Source organism: Okibacterium endophyticum (assembly GCF_054780075.1).
Genome location: NZ_BAAGXA010000005.1, coordinates 891,174 through 916,276 on the forward strand (window position 1 = coordinate 891,174; position 25,103 = coordinate 916,276).

Sequence of the window (25,103 nt, forward strand, 5' to 3'; positions counted from 1 at the left end):
TCGCAGCGGGCCTCGTAGATCACCTGTCCGCCGAGAGGCGGCAGGCCGACGACTTCGGGAGGTGCTGGGGAATGAGCGTTCAGAAACACGAGAACGAAACGACCGGCGCAGCTGTCAACGAACTCCCGGATGCTCACGGCAGCATCGTTCCGGCTCGTAGCGAGTTCGTGGGCGAGGCTTGGTGGGGATCTTCGAATATGAGCCCACGCGCTATGTTCTCCTCTCACGTGATTGTGTCTGGAAAAGGCCGATGACGCGGCGGAATGCGACAACCCTCGAGACCGCGACTCTGGAGGAGAGCCTCGACGCCCTGGGCGTCGAGCACCCGGACATAAGTGGCGAACCCCCGTCGGCTCCGCCGCCCGAGTGGCCGATCTCCGGCTCATCGGGTGACGCTGCAGCGGACGATGCGCCGCGTCGTCTCAGCACTGTGCGGGGTTGGCAAGACAAGTTCTTCCGCGGCGGTGTTCGCACGGGCGGTCTGATGGTGCTGACCCTGATGTCGTTCGTGGGACTGTTCCTGCTGTATCAGGGTTATCAGGCGATCAGTGCGGCCGGTTGGGGCTTCTTCACAACCCAGCAGTGGGAGCCGAACGGCGGCGACTTCGGGATCGCCGCGGTGCTGTTCGGCACCATCACGATCGCGGTGATCGCGATCGTGTTCGCGGTGCCGCTCGCTACCGGAACCGCGCTGTACATCTCGGAGTATGCACCCCGTGGCGTGCAGCAGACCCTCATCCAGATCGTCGACCTGATGGCGGCTGTCCCGAGCGTCGTCTACGGGATCTGGGGCATGTTCCTTCTCGAGGGCTCCGTGCTGCCGGTCGCGGAGTGGATCTCGAGCGTGTTCGGCTGGATTCCGATCTTCTCCGTCGACAGCTTCGACCCGAACGACCCGCTCGCGACACCGACCGTCTTCGCCGGTTCTGCCTTCATCGCCGGAATCGTGGTGGCGATGATGGTCACACCGATCGCGTGCTCGATCATGCGCGAGGTGTTCAGTCAGGCCCCTCTGGGCGAGCGCGAGGGTGCACTCGCGCTCGGCTCGACCCGGTGGGGCATGATCACGAGTGTGGTGCTGCCCTTCGGACGCGGCGGCATGATCGGCGGCACCATGCTGGGTCTGGGCCGGGCGCTCGGTGAGACGATCGCCGTTTATCTCGTGATCTCGCCGGTGTTCGTGATCCAGCCGCATATTCTGCAGACGGGCACGAACTCGATCAGCGCCTTGATCGCGCAACGCTACGGCGAGGCGAGCCCGTTCGAGATGAGTGCTCTGATGGCGGCCGGGCTCGCCCTGTTCGTGATGACGCTCATCGTCAACTTTGCAGCGTCGATGATCATCTCCCGGTCGCGCTCCGGCGCAGCGAGCGAGGGCTGAGCAATGACGAGCACATTCCTGCCCTCCACCACGCAACCCGATCGGCCGACCCGGTCCGCGGCGCCGGCCGAGCGACGGTTGCGGCGCGAGCAGGCCGCCGCGACACCCAGCACGCATGTGCCGTCTCGCCGGCCCGACGCCGACCTTCCCCCCGAGGTCTACCGCTCGACCGCCACGGTGCGCCGCAACGACGTGCTCGCCCTCGCGGGCGCGGCAACCACCGGCGTCTCGGTGGCGATCTTCCTCTTCACGCAAAGCATGCCGCTCGCGGGAGTGCTGCCGTTCCTGCTGATCAGCTACGTCGTGTTCGTCATCGCCTACGCACTGCTGGTGAGCCTGAGTGACTCCGGTCCGGCGATCCGCGACCGGCTCGCCAGCATAGCCGTGCACTCGCTCGGCTTCGTTCTGCTGTTCGCGCTGGCTGTCGTCGTGATCTTCACGATCGCGCGGGGTGCCGAGGCGCTGCCGAATGCCAGCCTCTACACGCAGGACATGTCGAGCGCCGGGCCGCTCGACCCTCTCAGCGTCGGCGGAGTGGGCCACGCCATCGTCGGTACACTCATCCAGATCGGCATCGCGCTCGCGATCTCGATCCCGCTCGGCCTGACCTGCGCGGTGTTCCTCAGCGAGATCCCTGGCCGCCTCAGCCAGCTCGTGCGGACGGTCGTGGAGGCGATGACCGCTCTTCCCTCGATCGTCGCGGGTCTGTTCATCTACGCCACGGTCTGCCTCATCCTCGGGTTCGACCGCTCTGGCTTCGCCGCGGCGCTCGCGATCACGGTCATGATGCTGCCGATCGTCATCAGAGCCGCTGATGTGGTGCTGCGGCTCGTGCCCGGCAACCTCAAAGAGGCAGGTCTCGCGCTCGGCGCAGGGCAGTGGCGCACCGTGTGGCACGTCATCCTGCCCACGGTGCGGTCCGGTCTCACGACCGCGATCATCCTCGGCACGGCACGCGGTATCGGCGAGACCAGCCCCGTGCTTCTCACCGCCGGTTACACCCAGTTCTTCAACTTCAACCCATTCGAGGGGGCGATGGTGTCGCTGCCGCTGGCGGTGTTCAACTTTGTCAAGAGCCCCGAGCCGAGCATGGTTGCGCGCGGCTTCGGCACGGCAGCCGTGCTGATGGCCGTGGTACTGATTCTGTTCGCGGTCGCACGGATCATCGGCGGTAAGGCCCCGGGGCAGCTCAGCGGGCGCCAGGCGCGCGCACGCTTACGCCGCTCCCGTGGCGACGCGGCACGCATCGACGCCATGCTCCGCAACGGTGCCGGCGACGCAATCTCCATCGACGAGCACACACGGAAAGGAAGCCGGGCATGAGCGCCACCTACCGACGCATCGTCCGCGGGGTCGCCGCGTTCGCCGGAATGGCGCTCCTCATCTCGGGCAGTGTTGCGGTGAATGCCCCCGCGGCTCAGGCCGAGCCCGGGACCGTGCACGCCCCTGTCTCGGGCGCTGGGTCGACGTGGTCGTCGAACGCAATCGACCAGTGGGTGTCCAACGTGTGGAACAACTACAAGTGGCGCGTCACCTTCGACAAGCAGGGCTCGTCAAAGGGCCGCCAGCTGTTCGCGAACGGCAGCGTCGACTTCGGCGTCTCCGAGATCCCCTACGCCTTGACCGGCTCCGATGCCGTTGACCCGCGCCCGTCGCGTCCGCTCGCGTACATGCCGATCGTCGCCGGCGGCACGGCATTCATGTACAACCTCGTCATCGGCGGCAAGCGGGTGACCAACCTGCGTCTCTCGGGCGAGGTGATCACGAAGATCTTCACGAACGTGATCACCAGCTGGGATAACCCCGAGATCGCCGCCGACAATCCTGGCCTCACACTGCCATCGATCCCCATCATCCCGGTGGTGCGATCCGATGGCTCGGGCACCAGCGCCCAGTTCAGCACCTGGATGCGCAGCCAGCACGGGGGGCTGTGGCAGGACTTCTGCAACAGGATCGGCAAGGCCAACTGCGGCATCACCTCCAACTACCCGATCCCACCAGGCAGCCGCTTCCAAGGCAAGAACGGCTCTGAGGGCGTGTCCGGCTTCGTCGCCCAGGCCCACGCCGCGGGCGCGATCACCTACGTCGAGTACTCCTACGCGCTCAACTCCCGCTTCCCGGTCGCGAAGGTGCTCAACGCGGCGGACTATTACACCGAACCGACGGCACAGAACGTGGCTGTGGGGCTGCTCGGGGCAGGCATCAACGAGGATCAGTCAAGCCCCGACTACCTCACGCAGCAACTCGACGGCGTCTTCACCAACCCCGACCCCCGAGCGTATCCGCTGTCGAGCTACTCCTACATGATCCTCCCGACCGACATCCCCGCGTCAGGACCGGGCAGCAACTTCAGCCTCAACAAGGGCCTCACCCTCGCCGACTTCGCGGCCTACTTCCTCTGCGAAGGTCAGCAGCAGGCCGAGCAGCTCGGTTACTCGCCGCTGCCGATCAACCTCGTGGAGGCCGGGCAGGCGCAGATCCAGAAGATCCCCGGCGGCAACCCGACCATTCAGGGCATCAGCGCCTGCAACAACCCGACCTTCTCACCCGACGGCGGCAACCGCCTCGCCCAGACCGCCCCGCAGCCGCAGGCCTGCGACAAGCGCGGCCCCACCCAGTGCACCACGGGCACAGGCGGCCTTCGCGAACAGGAAACGGATAGCTCTGGCGGAAACGGCGGAAACGGCTCCGGAGGCAACAGCTCCGGAGGATCCGGATCCGGTGGCGACGGCTCCGGAGCGTCCGGTGGCGACGGCTCCGGAGGCAGCGGCACTGATGTCCTCGACGGCGACCTCGCCGCAGACGACGGTGCCCCCGTGATCGTCGCGGGCAGCCCCACCGCGATCTCCGCCGACGGCATCCCGATCAACGTCCTCATGATCGCCGGCGGCCTCCTGCTCATCGTCGCCTTCCTCGTCCCCCCATTCCTCTCCCGCCTCCGCCGCGGCGCCCTCACGGGCCGCGCCGGCGGCAGCTCCCCTCCCACGCACTGAAAGGCCACCCCGTTGTCTCTCGCCCACTCCTCTCCTGGCCCTGCCCGCGGTCGCGCGCATCGGCGGACCATTCGAGCGCTCGCGCTCGCCGGTGCGGTGCTCATGGCCGCGGGGATCCTCGGCGTTGGCACTGCGACACCGCCGGCGCACGCCGCCAGCGAGACCACCGACTCCGCGATCACGGTGAGTTGGCAGGGCGATACCGGGCCGGCCGCGCAGTTCCAGCCCGCACGTGACACCAAGAGCATCCACTATCAAGATTTCGAGAACGTCACGGTGCAGGTTTCACAGACCTCGGACCTCGTAGACCAGGTCGTGGTTGTCGATGTGAACGGAATGCCGGGCGCGACGGGCGTAGCCACCAACGATGGCTTCGCCACCGCCTACAACTTTGTGCAGGCCATGCAGTGCTGGGGAGACCCGGCTGACCCGCTCTTCTACGAAACATGCCAGTGGGGTGGTACGGCACAGACCACACTTATGGGGGCGCTTCCGGTCAACAATTGGACCCGCAGTCATACATCGGCGAATAGCGCGGACGTGCCGTTTCGCACTGCCTACGGCGAGACTCTGTCGTCGAAGGGAACCGGAGGGAATCAGTATCCGTACCAGCGCGAGTTCGGGCCCGCGACTACAAACGAGGTAGGCGGCTCGCGCGTCACGAGCGACGGTACAACGAGGTTCCCGTTCGCGGTCCAGACCGCCGACAGCGCGCCCCATCTCGGCTGCGGCGATGCCAGTACGACGGGTAACCGCTGTTGGCTCGTCATCGTCCCGCGCGGTGAACACACCGGAGCCTCAACCCCAGATTGTCCCACAGACTACTACGTCGAAACGTCCTCAGCCCGCGGCAAGATGCAGTATGGTTCGCCAGTCAATCCCGCATGCGGCTACTGGGAGAACCGGATCGTCGTGCCGTTGGACTTCCAGCCGACGGCAGGCACCTGCCCGCCGGGTTCTGCGGAACGACGCACGGTCGGCTCCCCCCTCATCCAGGCTGCGATGAGCTCATGGCAACCGCTCGTGTGCCAAGGCGGGGCGACATATAGCTACAACAACGTGCCCGATCCGGTGGCTCGGGAGCAGCTCGTCGTCGGGCAAGCCGGCCTCGCCTTCACCGGCGCGCCGGTGAAGGCAGCCGAGCTGAGCGCTGGCGTCGACCCGACCGTGCTCGACGAGACGAAGATCGTCTACGCACCGGTCGCCGTCTCTGCTCCCGTGATCGCGTTCTACGGGGTGAGCCGCGAGGACGGACGCATCGAGGGAATGAAACTCACCCCCCGCCTGGTCGCGAAGATGCTCACTCAGTCGTATCAACAGTACATCCCGTGGCAGGTAGGGGAGGGACCGGCGAGCTGGCACAACCGGGGTAGCGAAGATCTCTGGGAGGACCCGGAGTTCCAGGCCATCAACCCCGACAGCCACTGGGCCGGGATGGGCACGTCTGCACCTGGCCTCGTGCTCGTGCTGAGCGGCTCCGACGCGGCCGCCCAGCTCTGGCGGTGGATTCAGGCCGACGACGCCGCCCGCGCCTTCCTCGCCGGCGAACCGGACGAGACCGGCACGGCGACGATCAATCCCTATTACCTGCCCAAGGGACACCCTGACGCGCACGTCGCTGAGATGGAGGAGATCACTGACGAGGCGGGCAATCTGGTTCTACGACGCAAGTCCGGCGATCGACAGCGGGCGGTCGGCCTGACTTATGACGACGGCAGCCCGCTCTGCCTGTGCGACGCGCCGTTGAACGACTTTCCCCGCGCCGACCAGACTCAGGCTCCGCTCCGTCTGAACGGAAAGATCAGCCAGACTCGCCGGTTCGAGACGGTCCAGTACAACCCCCCAGTGAACTCGTTCGCTGACGCGGCCGCGAATATTCAACGGCTCAACAAGAACATGAAGACCACATGGGATCCCACCGCTGTTCAGGCGAACGGGGAACGCGGCGACTACGTCACGACTTACTCCGGCGATGCGAGCGTCGGGTACCTCGCGGGTGTCACTGATAGCGCGTTCCTCGAGCGATACGGGTTGAGTGCGGCCGCACTGCAGCTACCCAACCGGCCCGGCGTGTTCGCCGAGCCCACCGAATCGTCGCTGAGCGCAGCGCTCGCTGCCCAGACGCCCACCGAGGAGCCCGATGTCACCCACACCGACTTCGCCAAGCTGCCCGATGACGCATTCCCCCTGACGACGGTCACCTACGCGGCCGTGAACCTCACCACGACGGATGCCGCGGCCCGCACCGATTACGCCGACCTCATCGAATTCGCGAGCACTACCGGACAGGAACCAGGCCGTGGTCCGGGTGAGCTGCCCCCCGGCTACGCGCCTCTGAGTGCGGCGCTCCGGGACCAGGCGGCTGCGGCGGTTCAAACAATCCGCGAGTACGTGGATCCTGTGGAGGAAGACGTCCCCGACGGCGGAGGCTATGACGTCGGGGCGCCGGACGGCGCCGGTGGGCCAGGCGGCACGGCCGACCAGCCACTCGACGACGTCACCGGCAAGTCCGGCGAGACCGGCATCAGCATTGACGGCCCCGGTAGCGAGGTCGACGTCGAAGCAACCGCCACCGAAGGCTCCGCCGCGACGCCGATCGGCCTCACCATCCTCGGCGGGGGCCTGCTGCTCGGCGCGAGCGGCGCCGCGATGGGACCGATGCTGTTGCGCAGACGGGGGATGCAGAGTTGATCTCTCCTGACCGCGCCCTAAGAACCCCTGACCGCCACTGTGCCCGGCGGAAAAAATCAGGAGCCCCCTGCACGAACCAGAAGAGCCGCGCAGGGGGCAGGCCGTCCAACCGGACAAACCAAGGGTACAAAGTAGCAAGAAAGTAGAGAAATGTCCATTTTGAAGAAACTGAGCGCATTCGGCGTCGCGGTGATCGCGACCGGCGCGCTCGTCCTGAGCGCCAGCCTCCCGGCCTCGGCCAACGTGGCCGGCACCGCCAACGGCGAAGGCAGCGACACCACGCAGGACGTGATGAACGCCTTCGCCACCCAATCCGGCGGAACGATCGGATCGTGGGACGCGACAGGCGCGCCCGCACGGCTCACGATCAACGGTGTGACCTTCGACCGGCCCAACGGCTCCGGCCAGGGCGTTCAGGCGCTCAGCGCCGCGAGCCGCAGCCCGCAGCTCGTCTGGGGCAACAGCGTCGTGGCAGGCACCACGACGCCGACGCCGCTCACGAAGAACCAGATCGCGTTCGCGCGTTCGTCCAGCGGTCCCGCAGCAGGCTCGGGTCTGACCTACATCCCGTTCGGGACCGACGCCGTCACGTACGCGACCGACGGCGCGATCGCGAACCTGCAGGACATCCCGCTCACAGCACCGACCGGTCAGCTCAGCCTCCGCGCGATCTACACGACGTCTTCGGCAGGCGCCTCGTATGTCCACAACGGGACCACCTACACGGTCGGAGTGCAGGGCTCCGGCGCTGACATCGTCCCGTTCATCCCCCAGGCCGGTTCCGGAACTCGCTCGTTCTGGCAGACTCAGATGGGCGGCACATTCGGCAGTGCGGTAAGCGATACCTTCATCGCGCCCGGTGGTGCGACGGTTGACGTGCAGGAGCACAACGGCCGTGTGACCGCGCAGGTTCCTGGTGCAATCGCGCCCTTCTCGATCGCCCAGTGGGTCACGCAGAGCAACGCTGGCGCGAGCGGGCAGAACGGGCAGCCCGGGTCGGTCGCCGGAGTTACAGTGATCGACCGTCGCTGGAACGCCGCGCTCGGCAACGTCAACGGCGTGCCGGCCACGATCGGTGGGAACCTGAACCCCAACTTCCCGATCACGCGCTCGGTGTACAACGTCGTCGACACGAACGACATCGGCAAGACCGCGCAGCCCTATCAGGTCGCGATCAACAACGCCTTCGTCGGATCGGGCGCGGGGCTGTACACCGCGACCTACGGCGGACAGTCGCTGATCAACCTGTTCGGCTTCGCTACACACCCGAACGCGGGCAGCACGACCCTCACCGGCGGGCTGACCTTCCCGTGAGGTCCACGTTGACTCTGCCTTGAGTCGACGGTGCCGGGGAGCGTTCTCTATGGCGCTCCCCGGCACCACCCCCAACTGCACACTTTGTCCCGCCACCCGACAAGAAAGCGTATGCCCGTATGAATCACACCCTAGTCAGACGACGCCCCGTCAGAATTCTCACCACACTTGGAGTCGCTGCTCTCGTTGGGTTCGGCACACTCGTGGCTGCATCGCCAGCCTCCGCCGCCGCACTCAACCCCGCCAACAAAATCGGCGACCTCATCCTCACTCCCACGACCGGAGCCATGGCAAACGGCGACTGGTTCAAAACGGGCGGCTCGATCTCCAGCGACGCGACGTGCCCGGCGGACACGGAGGGATCCCGCAACAAAGTGGTCTCAGCCACCGGCGAAGAAGCGATTGCCGCCTCCGCCTACCGCCACACACTATCGGGAGCCCTCACGACCGGATGGGGAATGGACGGCGAACCGCTCCACCTCACCCCGACCGCGCCACTGCCCACAGGAACCGGCGTCAATCAGCTCTTCACCAACTTCAGTGCACTGGGCGCCGGCTATACCGGTGAATTCGACTTCGTTGTCACCTGCGATCCCGGCTTCGCCGCCGGAACTCAGCCCATTGGCGATTCGCCCTACTTCTCGATCCGCCTGGTGAGTGATGGCACGAACTGGACGGTCAAGGAGAGCGATCCCGTCGAGAAGACCGACACCACCCTCGAGCTCGGTGGCACGGCACTGTCGACCGGTGCCGTACAGCTGTCCGCGACAGTGAAGGCTGACGGCTCCGCCGCGACCGGAGCGACCGGGCAGGTGACGTTCACCGGAACCCCGGGCGGCATCAGCGGAACGGGTACGGTCACGAACGGCGTCGCACAGTTCAGCACTGACGTGCTCACCGCGGGCACCGAATACACCTTCACCGCGAGCTACGCAGGCGACACGGCGTACGAGGGCTCGAGCTCGAACAAATTTGTGGTCACCACTGTGGCGGAGCCGGTCGAGCCGATCACCACAGAGATCACCGTGCAGATCCCGCAGGGCGGCCCAGGCACGCTCGCGTTCTCGGGTGCAGACACGGCAACTCTCGCAACGGCGACCGAGTCGGCGTCCACGTTCGACGCCGACGGGTCGCTGAGCGCGGTGACGATCACCGACAGCCGTGAGACGAAGTCGCGGTGGACGGTGAACGGCAAAGTCAGCCCGTTTGAGGCCGACGGGCTGACCGACATCGGCGCGAACGTGCTCGGCTGGACCCCGGCGCCGGTGGGCACCCTGCCTCCTGGCGTCGCCAAGGGTAACGCGGTGCAGCCTGGTACCGGAAAAGGTGACGGACTTGCCGTGGACCGCCCACTCGCCTCCGCGGTGGACGGCTATGCCGCGGCGGGCACTACCGCGACCGCGCAGGTTGAGGCGGCGCTGAGGTTCAGTGCCCCGAAGGCAGGCGTCCAGGCCGGCAACTACAGGACGACGCTGACGCTGACGCTGATCTCCTAGCCTCACCGGCCCGTCTGTTTGGGGGCCGCGTGCCCGTGCGGCCCCCAAACGTCCTATCTCTTGCCCTTCACGACCGTCACCCGAACGGTCGACTCCTCACCAGACCGGCGTTGACCTGGTTTTCCCTGACAGAACGAAGCCCGATGACATTCCCCTCCCGCTTGTTGCCCGCCGCGCGATTCCCTCATCGCGCGGCGGGGTCGCGCCGCGCCCCGGCCGGTGCCCTTGCCACCGTTCTCGCGTTGTCCGGCCTGCTCGGCCTCGCCGTGGCGAGCCCCGCCGCGGCTGACGACACAACCTGGGCGGTGCAGCCCGGTGGGGTCGGCGGGCCCGATGGGCGATCATTCTTCGAGTATCAGGTGGCCGCCGGCTCGACCGTGAGCGATCTCGTCTCGATCACGAACCTCTCACCTGGCCCGGTGCTGTTCAACGTGTACGCCGCAGACGGCATCAATGACTACGAGCAGGGCGGTTTCTCCGTCGTCTCGGGGCCTCAAGACAACATCGACCTCGGCCGGTGGCTGACCGTGGCCGCCGACGCCGCGGTCGCCTGCCCCGAGGTGCCCGAACCCGGCCAGATGACCTGCCTCATTGAGGATGGCGTCGTGCACATAGAACTGCCCGGCAACTCTCGTGCCGAGGTTCCGTTCACGATCGCCGTGCCCTCAAACGCCAGCCCCGGCGACCACACCGCGGGCATCATGGCCCAGGTGCAGCGGGTCACGGCGGGTGCCGACGGGCAGACCGTCATCGTCGAACAGCGCGTCGGCTCGCGAGTGCACCTGCGGGTCGACGGCGAGCTTGCTCCCTCCGTGCAGGTGTCGGGGCTGGTCGCATCCTTCGACTCCGGATGGAACCCCTTCACCGGCACCGCATCCGTGGACTACGCCGTCACCAACAACGGCAACCTGCGCCTCGACACGGCGCAGGTCGTTCGGCTGACCGGTCCGTTCGGCATCGAGCTCGCGCGAGTCGAGCTCGACCCCGTCGAAGACCTGCTGCCCGGCCAGAGCGTGCGTGTGCCGGTCGAATTGCCGAGCGTCGCCGCGCTGTTCGTCAACACCGCGACGGTGGAGCTGGTGCCCACATCGAGCACCGGCGAAGCCGTGGAGACCGTCTCGGCCAGCGCGATCGCATGGGCTATCCCGTGGCTGCTGCTCGCCGCGGCAGCCGTGCTTGCGGCGGCGATCTGGCTGCTCATCCGCTGGCGTCGGCACCGGGCCGTGCGCCTGGCCGCCACCTTCGACCAGATCGAAAGGAAGGCCCGAGACGAGGCCCTCGCTACGCAGTCGATCGACCCCCGCCCCGCATCCGGCGCTCCCCGCGCTGACGCCATCCGAGAGGAAATCACATCATGACAGGAACACGAGGACGACCCGGACGGCTCATCGCGGCGACAATCATCGTCGCGCTACTCGGCCTGGCGGCGCCGATGGCGGCCCACGCCGACGACGAGGGCGAGCTTGACACACCGATCGGGATCGTGATCCCCGAGCCGAGCACACCACCGAGCGAACCACCGCCCACCAGCCCGCCAGCCAATGACCCCCCGGTCGGAGCGCCGACAGACGTACCGCCGATCGAGGAGCCACCGCAGAGCAGACCGCTTCCGCCCCCCAGTGATGGCGGGAACGGCGCGGGCACCGACGCGACGCCGGAATCTGCTCCTGACGGGGAGCCTGTGGCACCCACGCCGGGCGACGCGCCGGTCGACGGTGCCGACTCGGCGCGGATCGACGACCCACGCCCGCACCGGGACGACGAGGTGACGGTGACGGGCACCGGGTTCCAGCCGGGCGAGCAGGTGCAACTCGTGCTGTACTCCGAGCCGGTCGTGGTCGCCAGCTACCCCGCCGGGGACGACGGCGTCGTGGTCGCTCCGTTCCGGGTGCCGAAGGACATGGAGACCGGAGTGCATACAGCCGAGCTCACCGGCTGGGCGTCCGAAAAGGTGCAGAACGTAGAGTTCACCGTCGTCTCTGACGCCGGTGCCTGGGTCTCGGCCGATTCATCCCTGTGGATGTGGTGGGGCGGAGGTCTGGGACTGGCCGCGCTGATGGGCGCCCTGCTCTGGTTCCTCTGGCTGCGCGGGCGGGAGCGGGCCCCCGTGCGCAGACTGGCGGGCGCATGACGACGCTCGCTCCTCCCGAAGAGACGATCCGGCGCGAAGAGGCCGCGCCCGCGCTGGACGTGCCTGCTCCCGCCTCGCCGGTGCCAGGTGGGCCGCCGCGCCCCCCACGCGGACCGAAGCCGATCGCACGGCCCGCCGCGCGCCCCACCGCCCCGATCGTGCGCAACTCGGCCTGGTGGGTCGGGGTGTCATGGCTCACGCTCTCGGCGTTCGTCGTCGGCTTCATTCTGCACTTGACCCTCATCAGCGGCCTGCAGCACGACCGTGCCCAGTCCCTCGCCTACGGCGAGCTGCGGGAAACACTCGCCATGGCCGAGACACCCGTGGCGCAACTCGGCATCGATGAAATGCTCGTGCCTGTCGGCACTCCCGTCGCCCTGCTCGAGATCCCCCGACTCGGCCTGCGCGAGGTGATCGTCGAAGGCACCACGGCCGAGGCTCTGCGAGAGGGCCCCGGGCACCGCCGCGACACCGTCCTGCCAGGACAGGCGGGCACCTCGGTCGTGATGGGGCGTCAGTCCACCTATGGCGGCCCCTTCGGCGATCTGGGGCAGCTGGTTCCCGGCGACGAGATCGTCGTCACCACGGGCCAGGGCGCCAACACCTTCGAGGTGTTCGGGATGCGTCGCGACGGCGACCCCCTGCCGGCCCCGCTCACCGACGGAGGCCGGCTGGAACTGGTCACCGCGAACGGGCTCGCTCTGTTCCCCGCCGGGGCGCTGTATCTCGATGCCGCCCTCGTCACCGACGTGCAGGAAACCCCCGGCAGGGTCTTCACCTCAAAGGCCCTGCCGCAGGGCGAGGTCGCGATGGGCGCCGACTTCGGCGACTGGAGCTACGCCGTGCTCATGCTGCTGCTTCTGACCGCCGCGGGCGCCGCCACGCTCTGGGCGTGGCGGCATTGGGGCCGATGGCAGACCTGGATCGCGGGGGGCCCGCTCATCGTGATCTGCGCCATGTCCACGGCCGACGCCGCCGCCAACCTCCTCCCCAACCTGCTATGACCACACAGCCAAATGAGAGACCGCAGAACCCTATGACCGATAACACAATCGCGACAGACCCGAAAGCCGCCGAGAAGCTCGGCCCCGCAACTGAGGCCGAGCACGCTGAAACCCAGCGCACAGAGTCCGAGCGCATCGGCGCCCAGCGCGCCGAAGAAGCAGAGTTCCTTGTCGCTGAGAGCGACCTCGGCTCAGACGCCGCCGTGGCTATGGTCACACGCAGCGACGAGGGACCGCACGCCGGGGGCTCGGCTGATGGGCTGGCATCGGTCTCGCCACCGTCGTCGCGGTTCAGTTTCCTCCGCACCAGACTCCTGCCCCGGGTACAGGGCGGTCGGGGGCGCATCGGCCGGGATTCGAACCCAGATGAACGCACCGAGGTACTGCCGGTGGCATCCCCCGAGGCCGCGTTCGCAACCGCCAGCTCCGTGGCGGTCAACGACACAGGCGCTGCACCGCTTGGCACCGTGACAACGGGACCGCTGGCGACACTGGAAGCGACGGACATCTCGGCCTGGTTCGGCACCCATAAGGTGCTCGACCGGGTGTCGCTGCGTATGGAAGCGGGCGAGGTCACGGCGCTGATCGGGCCGTCCGGGTGTGGCAAATCCACATTCCTGCGCATCCTGAACCGCATGCACGAACTGGTGCCCTCTGCGAAGCTCGCCGGTGAGGTACGCATCGATGGGGAGGACATCTACGACGTCTCGAAGAAGCTCACCGACGCGCGGCGGCACATCGGCATGGTGTTCCAGAAGCCCAACCCGTTCCCCGCGATGTCCATCTATGACAACGTCATCGCCGGACTCAAGCTCACCGGCGTGCGCGCCTCACGCTCTGAGAAGGACGAGACCGTGGAACGTTGCCTCAGCTCCGCGGGACTGTGGAAGGAGGTCAAGGATCGCCTGCGTGCACCGGGCGGTGGGCTCTCGGGTGGTCAGCAGCAGCGCCTGTGCATTGCCCGGTCTCTCGCGGTCAAGCCGAAGATCCTTCTCATGGACGAGCCTTGCTCGGCCCTGGATCCCACCTCCACGCGCGTGATCGAAGAGACCATGAGCGAGCTTCAGAAGGAGGTGACGATCGTCATCGTCACCCACAACATGCAGCAGGCGCAGCGCGTGTCTCAGCAGTGCGCGTTCTTCCTCGCCTCACAGGGAACGCCGGGTGTGATCGTGGAGCACGGCGACACCGAAGCGATGTTCAACCGCCCTCAGGACGAGCGGACCCACGACTACGTCAACGGAGTGTTCGGATGACCAGTGGTAGGGACGGCCGCGGCGCGGCGCACCGAGACCGGACCGACGGGTCATGACCGGCGAAGCGGACGGCGGAGGTGTACGGGAGCTGCTCGTCGGCGACCGGTACCGCCTCGGCGAGCTTCTCGGGGTAGGCGGCACCGCTACGGTCTTCCGCGCGGTGGACACGCGCGCGCGATCGGGCGACGCGGAATCCAGACGCACAGCCATCGCCGCGCCGCTCGCCGTGAAACTCATGCACGAACACCTCGCTGAGGACGAGACTCAGGCGACCGCGTTCCTCACCACCGCCGAGCTCACCCGCGGCATTGCGCATCCGGCCCTGTGCGCGCCCCTCGATCTCGGCCACCACGACGCAGGCGGCCTGCTTGTGCCCTGGCTGGCCATGCCCTACGCGCCCGGGCGCAGCCTCGCCGACGTGGTCGCCACCTTCGGCCCGCTCGACCCGAGCGACGCTCTCCGGGTGATCGCCGACGTGCTGGACGCGCTCGACGCGCTGCACAGTCTCGGGCTCGTGCACCGCGACCTCACACCGGCGAACATCGTCGTCAACGACGACCCCGACGGCACCGGACCCACGGTCAGGCTGATCGACCTCGGTCTGGTGGCACACACCGGCCAGTCGGCCACCACCCAGCCGGACCCGGGCACGGAAACCGACGCGGGTCTGATCGTCGGCAGCGCCCGTTACCTCTCACCCGAACACGCCCAGGGTCTTCCGGTCGGCACCCGGGGCGACGTATACCAGGTCGGTGCGGTGCTGTACTTTCTGCTCACCGGACGCCCGCCGTACACGCGGCGCACCGTCGAACAGGTGCTCGAAGCCCACGTCTCAGCTCCACCGCCGATTCCCTCGGCAAGCCGTGAAGACGTTCCGGTCGCCGTGGACCGACTCGTGGCGACGGCCATGTCGAAGACAGCACGGGGCCGCTACGCAGACGCCGCTGCGATGCGCTCAGCGACCGAGACAGTGCTCCGTGCCGTCACCGGCTCGGAGACGTCGGAATGGGAGGGAACCGAGATCTTGGCGGCATCGTCGGGATCCGGCACCGATCGTGTCTCACGGACGGCAGCGACCGTCGCCTTCGCCGCCGCGCCTAACATGACCTCCCGGCGGGTGGCCGCTTACCTCGACCGCGAACCCGCGGATGCGGCGCAGGCCGTCGGCACGGCAGCGATCAAGGCGCGAGACACGCGTGGCGCCGGTTGGATCCTCGGAACCGTTGTGATCGCGGTCATGATCACGGTCGGCGTGGTCGCAGCGTCACGGGCGGGCGAGACCGGCGTCGTCGCCGAGCCCACACCCTCCGTGACACCGTCCCCGAGCGTCTCCGCGCCCGGGCCGGAACACGAACCCGAGCCGAGCATCATCGAGCCTGTGCGGGTCGACGCTCCTGCCATCCCCGAGTTCGGAGCGGATGCCGCGGATGCCGAACGCATCCTCCGCGAGGCCGGATACGACGTGCACATCGCCCGTGAACCGTCTCCACATCCCGCCGATACCGTGCTCGGTTCGAACCCTGCGAGCGGGCAACCGCTCAGCATCGGAGATACCATCACCCTGATCCTCGCGTCCGGGAGCAATCACATTCCCGACGTCACGGGAATGGGTCAGGACGCCGCCATCGAAGCACTCCACCAGGCTGGATTCCGTGCGAGCGTGTTCTTCGTCGCCGACCCGGCACCCGCCGGCCAGGTCCTGTCCAGCCAGCCAGCAGCACCTGGACTCGCCGTGCTCGCAAGCGAAGTCGTGCTCCGGCTGGCCGATGGCTCGCCCCCCGCCGCTCCGCCGACTCAGCCATCCACGCCGCCGGCCACCCCCGGGCCAACCGACCCACCGGCATCCGAGGACGAGTCGTGAACGGCGTGACTTACCGTGCGCCCGAGGATGACCTCCTCGCCGCGCAGGGACAGGACGTATCGGGTCCGAGGGAGGGCCACGGGTGGCACCGAGCTATGCGCATCCTCCTCCCGCTGCCCGGCATCATCCTCACGATCTGTGTAGCGCTGCTGGTCGGGAACGCCCTTAACCTCGCATCAGCCGCGGCCCAAAAACTCCCGCCGTCGCTTGACCCGGGCACGCTCGCAGCCACTGATTCGCAACAAGTCGGGGCATTCGCCGACCCGACTGACGTGCCCGGCGGCCCGGAACCCGCTCCGCTGCACAGGATCGACACGGCCTGGCTCGCCGAGACGACAGCCGCCACCGGCATCCCCTCACGTGCCCTCGCCGCCTACGCCTCCGCTGAACTGAGCATCGGCGACGAGAACCCCGCGTGCGGCATCGGCTGGACCACCCTCGCTGGAATCGGCCACATCGAGTCCGGCCATGGCAGTCATGGAGGTGCCATCCTCGGCGACGACGGCTGGATCTCGCCCCGCATCCTCGGACCTGCGCTCGACGGCAACGGCACCGCGGTGATCGGCGACACCGACGGCGGAACCTGGGACGGCGACACCCTGTGGGACCGGGCTGTCGGCCCTCTGCAGTTCATACCCGACACCTGGGCTCGGTGGGGCGCTGACGGAAACGGCGACGGCATGGCCGATCCCAACCAGATCGACGATGCCGCGTTGGCTGCGGCACGCTACCTCTGCCATTCGGGACCGATGAGCACCACCGCCGATTGGCGCGCCGCAGTGTTCAGCTACAACCACCTCGACAGCTACGTCGACGATGTCGCGACCACCGCCAACCTCTATGCCCAACGGGCCACGGGCTAACGACGCCATGAACAGCCATCACCCCCTCACCTCCCACACCGCGCTTCCCGCAGTGCCGGGGACTCTCGCCGCCTCCTGGCAGTATCTGGAGGCCGAGCACGGCCTCCAACCCCTCAGTAACAGCCCTTCCGACAGGAATCTGCAGCATCAGCGCCAGCGGATGCAGCTGATCGACGTTTGCCTCAGCACCGTCCCGTGTCTGAAACGCGTGACCGATTCCGCAACGGCAACGAGACCGAGCCGGAAGGAGCCGCTCCATGAGCATCCGCCAGCGGTATGAGAGAGAGCACAACGCCAACGACGTTTTGGTGGTGCCGCACTTCGCCGACGACGGCGCGGCCGACCTGCAATGGCTCACCGCGACGCAGTGGCTGATGGACAGACCCGTGTTCGGTATGCTGCTGCCGCCGGCGCACGGACCGATGTCAATCCACCTGCGCGCCCTTCTCGACGTCGTTCCCATCCTGGATGCGCGAAAGCCCGGGCGGATGGACGACTGGCACGGCCGATCGGTCGTGGTGGCCCAGCCCGAACTGCGCACGCTCGAACTGCTCGGGCGGGGCGGGCGGTTCTCTGATCAGAGCATCACCTGGCTGATTCTGGAGTCTGGGCCAGATGCCGCCGACCATGCCTGGCAGGCGGCGTGGCTGTGGGCGCACGGTGCCGTCCCCCTCGGTGGCGTCTATGGAGACGACTCGTCACGGCCCTCTGCCGCGGCCGAGCGGCCGGTGCGCTCCGCGGCTCGCACGCTCATATCCGGCGGCATCACAAGCGCCGCACCATCCGAACACCCCGGCCAGATCGCCGACCATGCCGGGCAGACCGAGCCGTCTTCCCGCGCACCGGTGAGCAGAGACACCCTCGACCCCGGACATCTGCTCGCCGACGAAGAACTCTGGGCACTCGCGCTGCGCTCGGGTTTCACACCCCGCCAGGCAAGACAGCTGCGAAAGCTGATGCGGCGATGACCGACCAGAACGAGGGGGAGCACAGCGGAAGGAAGAGACGATGACACAGAGAACCGATTCGAGACCACCGGTCGCCCCGAGCGTGCGCACCGTGATGACCGGCGTCGGACTGTTCGTGATCGCGGTGGCCACCGTGGCTGCGATCGTGATCTTTCTCTGATGCGCACAATGCTCGACCCGGGTACGAACCGAGACGCGTTCAGAGGGAGCCGCCCATGAGCATCCGCCGGCCTCGCCACGCAGCACCGCGCAGAGCTCGTCATGCAGCACCGGGAGGCCCGGATGCGGACACACCCATCGGTGCCTCGGTGCGGGTTACGCACGCACACGACACGGGCGAGGGACAGCACGAATCGACGGAGCGACGAATCGACGCGGGGGAGCCGCAGCACGATGCAGGGGAGCGACAGCACAACGGAGCGGAGCGAGAGATGGAAGACGAGGTCGAGGTGCCCGGGCCGGTGTCGGCGTCTGAACACGCCGGCACCGAGCGCTCGCGTGGGCCGATGCCGATCTGGCCGAGCCTCGTGATCGTGCTCATCGTCGGCGGCTGGCTGGTGTGGTTGTCGCAGATCGACTACTCGGCCGGGCAGTCGCCGGCCGGTGCTGTCGCGTCGCAACCACAGGCATCCGTCAGCGGTGAGCTGCCCGAGACGGGCGAGCCGGCGAACGAGGTGACGGAAGAGCCTGCTGGTGGGAGTGGGGCGCCGGTGTCGCGGATCGACCCGCAGTGGGTCGAAAGCACCTCGGCGCGCACCGGCATCCCGCCGCGGGCACTGGCTGCCTATGCCGCCGCGGACGTGGCAATCGATGCAGAGAACCCGGGCTGCGGACTGGGCTGGAACACCCTGGCCGCGATCGGAGACACCGAGTCGGGCCACGCGACGCACGGCGGCGCCGTGTTGAACGACACCGGTCACACAGACAAGCAGATCGTCGGTCCGCAACTCGACGGCAACGGGTTCGCGGCGATCGGAGACAGCGACGGTGGGCAGTGGGACGGCGACTCCGTCTGGGACCGCGCGGTGGGGCCCATGCAGTTCATCCCGTCGACCTGGGCGAGCTGGGGAGCCGATGGCAACGCCGACGGTGTCGCAGACCCCAACCAGATCGACGATGCTGCCCTGGCCGCCGCGCGATACCTGTGCGAGTCGGGGCCGATGACGGATGCCGCCGGGTGGCGCGCCGCCGTCTTCAGCTACAACCATCTCGACAGCTACGTCGATCAGATCGCCGCCACCGCGAACCGATATGCCGCCGCGAGGGAGTGAGATGTCCGAGCACGAGCACACCGGCCCCGGAGCCGCAACCGCAGCCGACGCCACAACCGAAGCCAGAGCCGACGTCGAAACCAGAACCTCGCAGCCGCAGCCGAAGACGCGGGTCACCCTCTCGAGCCTGTCACCGGCGGACGCACATGCGCTCAGGGACTGGCGCGAGATGTGCGGCAGCATCCTGAGCGCTGCGCGGCATGCGGGGGTCGAGGGTGTGAATACCCGCTCACAGCACGCACCACGGTTCAGCCCCGGCCGAGCAGACGCATGGGCCGAGCAGATGCTGATCTGGAGCATCGTCGCCGCGAACGGGCGGCGGGTGGCCGTCAGCGCTCGTTACTTTCGGAACGCCGACAGTGCGCGAGCCGATGCGCTCGAGTCGATCGAGCGTCACCACGAGCTTGTGAGCATCATGCTCACGCGCTCTGAGTCCCCGGCGTTCGCCTGGTTGATGGCACTCGACGGTGTTCCCCGGGTGATCCCCTCGCAGTGGTTCTCGACGGGCCGGCTGAGGACTCGGAACGTGATGAGCGCCAGAGACTCCCTTCAGCACGCCGAGCTGGCCGAGAGCGACGAGATCTCGGCGTGGCGGATCAGCCGGCGCCACCCGGCGGGCCTCGTCGACGTGCGGAGTATCGAGGTCGTGACAGACGGTGATGACGAACCGATCAAGACGAGGGGAAAGCCGAAGCCGATCCGCGACATCCGCCGTTATGACCGTTACCGCAAGCTTGTTAACCAGAACCGTGAGGCTGGCGGGGATGCGACTGGTGGCGCATGGGTGGGTGCGGCCGGCGTGGGGTGGCCGGGGAGCGCCGCGGGCGATGCGCACGCCGACGGCGATGCGAGCGCCGACGACGATGCGGACACCGACGATGCGGAGAGCACAGAACGCACGGAGAGCACAGAGCGCACGGGGAGCGACGCGAATGGCGGAGCGGAGCCGGGGGCGCACAATGGCTGAGCAGCTGAGCGATCCGTTTCGTGCTTACCATCGCGCCGAGGACTGGCGTTCGCGCGTGCGTGGGGGAGTAACGCTCGTTGTGGTCTCGCTGCTGGTCGGTGCTGGCGTGTGGGCGTCTTCACAGGCATCGTCGATGTCTGTGGCTGCGGAGACGCAGGAGGCACGGTTGCCTGCTTCGCCACCTGCGGACCCTGCCGCGCAGTCGACCGCGGATGCTCCGCCTGGCGGGCCGGCTTCGGGCACCTCGGCAGGTGGCACAGGTGAAGCGGCGGATGCTCCACCGCCGGCCGGGCCTGCTGACCTCCCCGTCGAGGTGGCGGCCGAAGCGCCTCCGGCTGCGGATCCGGCTCCGCCCGTTGATCTTCCGAGCACGGGCCCCCGCGAGTTCGACATCGGAGTAGACACGACCGGTCACCAGGCCGAGGTAGATCTGTGTCTGTGGGTGCGTATGGACCTCGGTGCAGTGGCGCCCATCGTCGGGCGCCACAACCACTGTGGCGGAGATGTGGTGCTCGACATGCGCGAGGGTGATGTCGTGCATCTGAGCGGTTCGGGGCTCGATGGCACCTACACCGTCACGGGCAGTCGCGATGCCCACGCCGGGGACAACGCGGCCCAGGCGACGGAGGGGCTGCAGGCATCCGTCATTCTGCAGACCTGCTACACCGGGAGCACCAAGCTGCGGCTTGTGACGCTGGTCGCGGTGTCTGGCGGGGAGGCGGGGGCGCCGTAACGTCACTGTCCTGATCGTGTGTGCGTTGGTCGCGCCCTCTGGGGTAGGACCTTATGGGCCTTCTTAAGCCCTCTTGTGGGCGCGAGTAGCTGAATGTCAACGCCACTTGGTGTGGGGTGGCTTGGTAGCGCACCTGACTGGGGGTCAGGGGGTCGCAGGTTCAAATCCTGTCAGCCCGACCAGAAAGTCGCGGAAACTCACGGGTTTCCGCGACTTTTTCGTTGGTGAGGTTTGATCCAGTCATCACAAACCCATCTCTTTGACCTCTCCGCGGCGCTCTCGAGCTGCTGCATTCCGGCAGGCTCGCGACTACTCCGGTTGGTCCCGATCATCGTGGGTGTGTGCTCCGCACCTGTTCGACATGAGCGCCGAACACCGCACCGCAGACAATCCCTGGGGCCTGGAGCCCCTGCTCGACGTCGGCGAGCTGGCCACCTACTTGGGTGTGCCGGTTTCGACCGTCTACGACTGGCGCACCCGCGGCCTCGGCCCGCGCGCGTACCGCTTCGGCAAGCACTTGAAGTTCACCGTCTCCGACGTGCGCATCTGGGTCGAGCAGCAGCGCGATGGGGAACAGCCCGTTCTTCGGACGGGAAGTGACGCGATGAGTCGGCAGCGACTGACGATCGACACTTTCGGCGACATCGGGTTCCTCACCGGCCCGAACGGTCGGAGTATCGCGCGTGCCCGATACCGCGACTGGGATGGCAAGAACCGTCTCGTGCAGGCGACCGGCGACACCCGGAAACAGGCGGAGCGGGCATTGAAAGCGAAGCTCGCCGAGCGGAGCCTGTTCCAGCCCGCCGCATCAACGCTCACACCAGACAGCCCGTTCCCGGACCTCGTCACCTACTGGCTCGAAGACCTCGAACTGGAAGGCCGGCTCTCCAAGCGCACCTTTCAGCTGTATGAACGGAACATGCAGAAGCTCGTCCTACCGGTGTTTGAGAGCCTCACCCTGCGTGAGATCGGCGTCGCACGCTGTGATCACTTCCTCAAGCAACTCGCGAAACAGAGCTGTAACCGGGCTAAGCAAGCCCGCGTCGTGCTCCGGCTCGCTCTCGGCCTCGCTGTCCGGCACGAGGTACTGCCACGCAACCCGATGGACCTTGTTTCTAGACTTCGCCGTCCCGCGTCGACACCGAACGCGCTGACGCCTGCCGAGGTGAACGCGATCCGCGCCGCGATCGCTTATTGGGAGGCCGGAAGGTCTGCGTCGGGGCCGCGCCCTGACGGGCAACTCAGCGCGATCGTCGAGGTCGTGCTCGGCACCTCAGCACGCATCGGAGAGGTGCTTGCCATTCGACGCCGCGACGTTGACGTCACGAGTGCGACGCCGTCGATTCGGATCAATGGGACCATCGTCAGCCACCGTGGTGAGCCGACGATGCGGCAGGACCATCCGAAGACCGCGAAGTCGCGGCGTACCGTCGCGATCCCGTCCTTCACGGCGGAGGCCGTGCGGCGCAGGCTTACCCGGTTGGAAGACTCATCGCTCGATGCGTTGCTGTTCTGTAGCCGCGAGGGGACGCCGCTGACGACGAACAATGTGCGCCGTCAGCTCCGGCACGTTCTCGATCTCGCCGGGATCACCGGCGTCACCCCGCACATGTTCCGTCGGACCGTTGCGACCGCGATCAACGAGCAGGGCGGCGTCGACCTCGCTGCCGAACTACTAGGGCACACCGACCCGAAGATCACGATCCAGCACTACATCCGCCGCAACGAGATGGTGAATCCGGCTACCGCGGAGATGTTGGATCGTGTCTTCTCGAAGGAAGAGTGAGGATTGCTCTCCATCGCTGTGCTCAGGGTGGAGAACTCCATAAGGGAGAGCAACCGGATGATCGGATGCTGTTACTGCTCGGAGCGCTCAGGACTCGCCATATGACCTGGATCGTGTCATTTTAGTGCCCCGCGGCTGGCCTGAGTTTGGCGAGGATCTCGGCGGCTTCCCCGTCTGCTGGGGTCTCGGCGGTGAGCTGGTGTCCGTCGATGCTGATCACGACGTCGCGCAGGGGCCGGAGCGCGCGCACGATGCGGCGGATGGTGACGCCGGTCGTCCCGTGCAGGTGGCGGCTGATGGCGAGGGAGCAGAACACGACGGTGAGGTGTGCCTGGATGGAGTCCTCGGTGGAGGCGAACATCGGTCTGGCGCGCAGGTCGGTCTTCGCCATCCGGAACGACGCCTCGACCTGGAACAGGTCGTGGTAGGCGGCGACCACGCCCGCTCCGTCGAGCACGCCCTTGGGGATGTTGGAGACGTAGCCCTTCAGGCCCTGCCAGGTGCGGGCCTTCTCGATCTGTGTCCAGTTCACGCCGACGCTCTTCCCCGTCGACCATGACGAACCGGTCCTTCTTCGTCGGCCGAGTGCCGTCGGCGACGCGTTCGGCGCGTTCGATCTGCTTGTTGAGCGTGATGTTGTCGCGCTTGTCTCGTTTGAACGAGTAGTGCCAGACCACCCGCCGCTTCCGCGCTTTCGCGCCGACGCCCATCGTGCGGACCGTTTCGATGATCTGTCCGTCGACGAACGCGTTCCCGTGCCGCTGGAAGTGCGGGGCGGAGGAGGTGCGGGAGCCGACGATGAACTTGAATCCGGCGTCCTCGACGGCGTTCAGGTTCGCGGCCGAGAGCATCCCGGCGTCGGCGACGACGACCAACTCCTCGACCGCGTGGCGGGCGCGGAAGGCATCCAGTACCGGCAGCAGGGTGAGGGTCTCGCCCTTGTTGCCGGGGAAGGCGTGGATCTCGAGTGGGAAGCCGCCGGCGTCGACGAGCAGGCCGACCAGGATCTGCGGATCGACGCGCCGTTCTTTGCTCATGCCGACTTTCCGGATCCGGTCCTCGTGCTCGGCCTCGAAATAGAGAGTGGTGACGTCGTAGAGGACCAACGTGAGCGCGCCCACCCGGGTGGCGTGCGCATAGGCGACCGCCGCGGCCCTGCCGCGCCAGTCGTGGGTGATGCTGCGCGAGAGCGTGCGCCAGATGGTGGACAGCGAGGGCGCGTCCGGCACGCCTAGCTCGGCCCAGACGCGCAGCGTGTCCGCCTTCGAGGTCGGCTCCACCACCCGCGCCAGCACGAGCTGCTTGAACGTCTCATCGTCGATGGCGTCGAAGCCGAGCGCCGCATACGCGTCTTCCAGCACTTCCCAGAGCACGCGCGAACGCGAGCCAGCGACCATCGGTGCCGCCGTGGCAGCCGGCGTGGGCAGGAGCACGTCGAGATCGAACTCGCCCTGCCCGCGCAGCTCTGCGATGCGGTCACGGGCGACCGCGACCAGCACCGCCAACTGCGCATCATCGTGCGCGGAGCCGAGGTGCTCGACGATCGTGCGCACGCCCCGCGTCTTCGACGCGATCTGCACCGCCGTCGCACCCGAGGCAGTCTTCACCTTCCGCACGAACAAGCCCACCGAGGCAGTCTAGAAGCGCCCGATTAGTGCCCCACACGGACACCAAGAACCCCGGAAACTCAAGGCACAACGAATATCAAGTCACGAAAACGGACCGAAGTGACACGATCCAGGTATGAGTGAGCACTGCCTGCAACTCGGCGACGATCTGTTCTGGTGCGAACTCGTCTGCGCCGTTGAAACTTTCCCAGAACCGGTCGTACGCCTCCGTCGCGAACTTCAGAAAGCTCCAGAGTGCAGGGGCCTCCTGTGCGGCTGCGGTGAGGAACTCCGCCCAGCGATCGCGGTCCTCGAGGAGATACGCGAATCCTCGCACCGCGTGGAGCCGAGCCTCATCATTGTCGAAACGCATGTTGCTTCTCCTTAGATCATCGGGCGGGTGTTGTTCATGCCCTTCACGACAGGTGCGCGCCGCAGTCCCAAAGCTCTGACGGAAGCGGTGAGCGGGCCACGATCCGCCGCTCGGGACGAGTGAGGCTGATGGCTGTCGAGTGGTGCCAGGTAGCGATGGGCGGGCCAGGTTCGCAGTGAGAAGGTCGGGGGTTCGAGTCCCCTTAGGTCCACCGATGTGATGAGTCGGGACATAGATGACATCTGAGTCGCGACATAGTTGATAGTTATGAGAGAGAGTCCGGCCATCGGCCGGGCTCTTTTTCGTTGTTGCGCCAGTAGGTCGGTGTGGGGTCGAGGGTGTTGGTCGCGATGATTTCGCCGGTGTTGAGGTGGATCACGGTGACGGTGTGGTCGTCGGCGAGGAGCA

The 25,103-nt window shown here is 67.3% G+C and carries 18 protein-coding genes and 1 pseudogene; 17 read left to right on the forward strand and 2 right to left on the reverse strand.

What is annotated here, in order from left to right:
* Positions 1–250: 250 nt before the first annotated feature.
* From pstC to ACYVF5_RS08575, 17 genes are all read left to right on the forward strand, one after another.
* Positions 251–1,381, forward strand: a complete 1,131-nt coding sequence (gene pstC / locus ACYVF5_RS08495) for a phosphate ABC transporter permease subunit PstC (protein ID WP_460945231.1) — start codon at positions 251–253, stop codon at positions 1,379–1,381.
* Positions 1,382–1,384: 3 nt separating this feature from the next.
* On the forward strand, positions 1,385–2,704 hold the full coding sequence (pstA, locus tag ACYVF5_RS08500) for a phosphate ABC transporter permease PstA (protein WP_460945233.1): 1,320 nt from the start codon (positions 1,385–1,387) through the stop codon (positions 2,702–2,704).
* On the forward strand, positions 2,701–4,374 hold the full coding sequence (locus ACYVF5_RS08505) for a phosphate ABC transporter substrate-binding protein PstS (RefSeq protein WP_460945235.1): 1,674 nt from the start codon (positions 2,701–2,703) through the stop codon (positions 4,372–4,374). The genes pstA and ACYVF5_RS08505 overlap by 4 nt, the downstream gene beginning before the upstream one ends.
* Positions 4,375–4,476: 102 nt before the next feature.
* Positions 4,477–7,065 carry a hypothetical protein gene (locus ACYVF5_RS08510; RefSeq protein ID WP_460945237.1) on the forward strand — a complete coding sequence of 863 codons (2,589 nt, stop codon included), beginning with the start codon at positions 4,477–4,479 and terminating at the stop codon, positions 7,063–7,065.
* A 150-nt stretch (positions 7,066–7,215) separates the two neighbouring features.
* Positions 7,216–8,379: a hypothetical protein gene (locus ACYVF5_RS08515; protein ID WP_460945239.1), complete on the forward strand. Its 1,164-nt coding sequence runs from the start codon at positions 7,216–7,218 to the stop codon at positions 8,377–8,379.
* Between the two features lie 119 nt (positions 8,380–8,498).
* Positions 8,499–9,875 carry an Ig-like domain-containing protein gene (locus ACYVF5_RS08520; protein ID WP_460945241.1) on the forward strand — a complete coding sequence of 459 codons (1,377 nt, stop codon included), beginning with the start codon at positions 8,499–8,501 and terminating at the stop codon, positions 9,873–9,875.
* A gap of 143 nt (positions 9,876–10,018) precedes the next feature.
* Complete coding sequence (locus tag ACYVF5_RS08525; RefSeq protein ID WP_460945243.1) at positions 10,019–11,233, forward strand: COG1470 family protein; 1,215 nt, start codon at positions 10,019–10,021, stop codon at positions 11,231–11,233.
* Positions 11,230–12,006, forward strand: a complete 777-nt coding sequence (locus ACYVF5_RS08530; protein ID WP_460945245.1) for a hypothetical protein — start codon at positions 11,230–11,232, stop codon at positions 12,004–12,006. Before ACYVF5_RS08525 ends, ACYVF5_RS08530 begins: the two co-directional genes overlap by 4 nt.
* Positions 12,003–13,010: a sortase gene (locus ACYVF5_RS08535; RefSeq protein WP_460945247.1), complete on the forward strand. Its 1,008-nt coding sequence runs from the start codon at positions 12,003–12,005 to the stop codon at positions 13,008–13,010. The genes ACYVF5_RS08530 and ACYVF5_RS08535 overlap by 4 nt, the downstream gene beginning before the upstream one ends.
* A 482-nt stretch (positions 13,011–13,492) precedes the next feature.
* Positions 13,493–14,266 carry a phosphate ABC transporter ATP-binding protein PstB gene (gene pstB, locus ACYVF5_RS08540; RefSeq protein WP_460945333.1) on the forward strand — a complete coding sequence of 258 codons (774 nt, stop codon included), beginning with the start codon at positions 13,493–13,495 and terminating at the stop codon, positions 14,264–14,266.
* Positions 14,267–14,318: 52 nt separating this feature from the next.
* Entirely contained in the window at positions 14,319–16,127 is a 1,809-nt protein-coding gene (locus tag ACYVF5_RS08545) for a protein kinase domain-containing protein (protein ID WP_460945249.1), read from the forward strand.
* 95 nt (positions 16,128–16,222) lie between these two features.
* Positions 16,223–16,990 (forward strand): lytic transglycosylase domain-containing protein, encoded by a 768-nt coding sequence (locus ACYVF5_RS08550; protein WP_460945251.1) that lies wholly within the window; start codon positions 16,223–16,225, stop codon positions 16,988–16,990.
* Positions 16,991–17,247: 257 nt separating this feature from the next.
* Entirely contained in the window at positions 17,248–17,958 is a 711-nt protein-coding gene (locus ACYVF5_RS08555; protein ID WP_460945253.1) for a hypothetical protein, read from the forward strand.
* A 215-nt stretch (positions 17,959–18,173) separates the two neighbouring features.
* Positions 18,174–19,229, forward strand: a complete 1,056-nt coding sequence (locus ACYVF5_RS08560) for a lytic transglycosylase domain-containing protein (protein ID WP_460945255.1) — start codon at positions 18,174–18,176, stop codon at positions 19,227–19,229.
* 1 nt (position 19,230) lies between these two features.
* Positions 19,231–20,196 (forward strand): hypothetical protein, encoded by a 966-nt coding sequence (locus ACYVF5_RS08565; RefSeq protein ID WP_460945257.1) that lies wholly within the window; start codon positions 19,231–19,233, stop codon positions 20,194–20,196.
* Positions 20,189–20,929, forward strand: a complete 741-nt coding sequence (locus ACYVF5_RS08570) for a sortase family protein (RefSeq protein WP_460945259.1) — start codon at positions 20,189–20,191, stop codon at positions 20,927–20,929. Before ACYVF5_RS08565 ends, ACYVF5_RS08570 begins: the two co-directional genes overlap by 8 nt.
* Positions 20,930–21,290: 361 nt before the next feature.
* Entirely contained in the window at positions 21,291–22,715 is a 1,425-nt protein-coding gene (locus ACYVF5_RS08575) for a tyrosine-type recombinase/integrase (RefSeq protein ID WP_460945261.1), read from the forward strand.
* A gap of 121 nt (positions 22,716–22,836) precedes the next feature.
* Here the strand turns inward: ACYVF5_RS08575 and ACYVF5_RS08580 are convergent.
* Both ACYVF5_RS08580 and ACYVF5_RS08585 read right to left on the reverse strand, forming a co-directional pair.
* A pseudogene (locus ACYVF5_RS08580) lies at positions 22,837–24,343 on the reverse strand (IS1634 family transposase).
* Positions 24,344–24,419: 76 nt separating this feature from the next.
* A complete protein-coding gene (locus ACYVF5_RS08585) occupies positions 24,420–24,695 on the reverse strand; it encodes a hypothetical protein (protein WP_460945263.1) in 276 nt (91 codons plus the stop codon).
* Positions 24,696–25,103 lie beyond the last annotated feature (408 nt).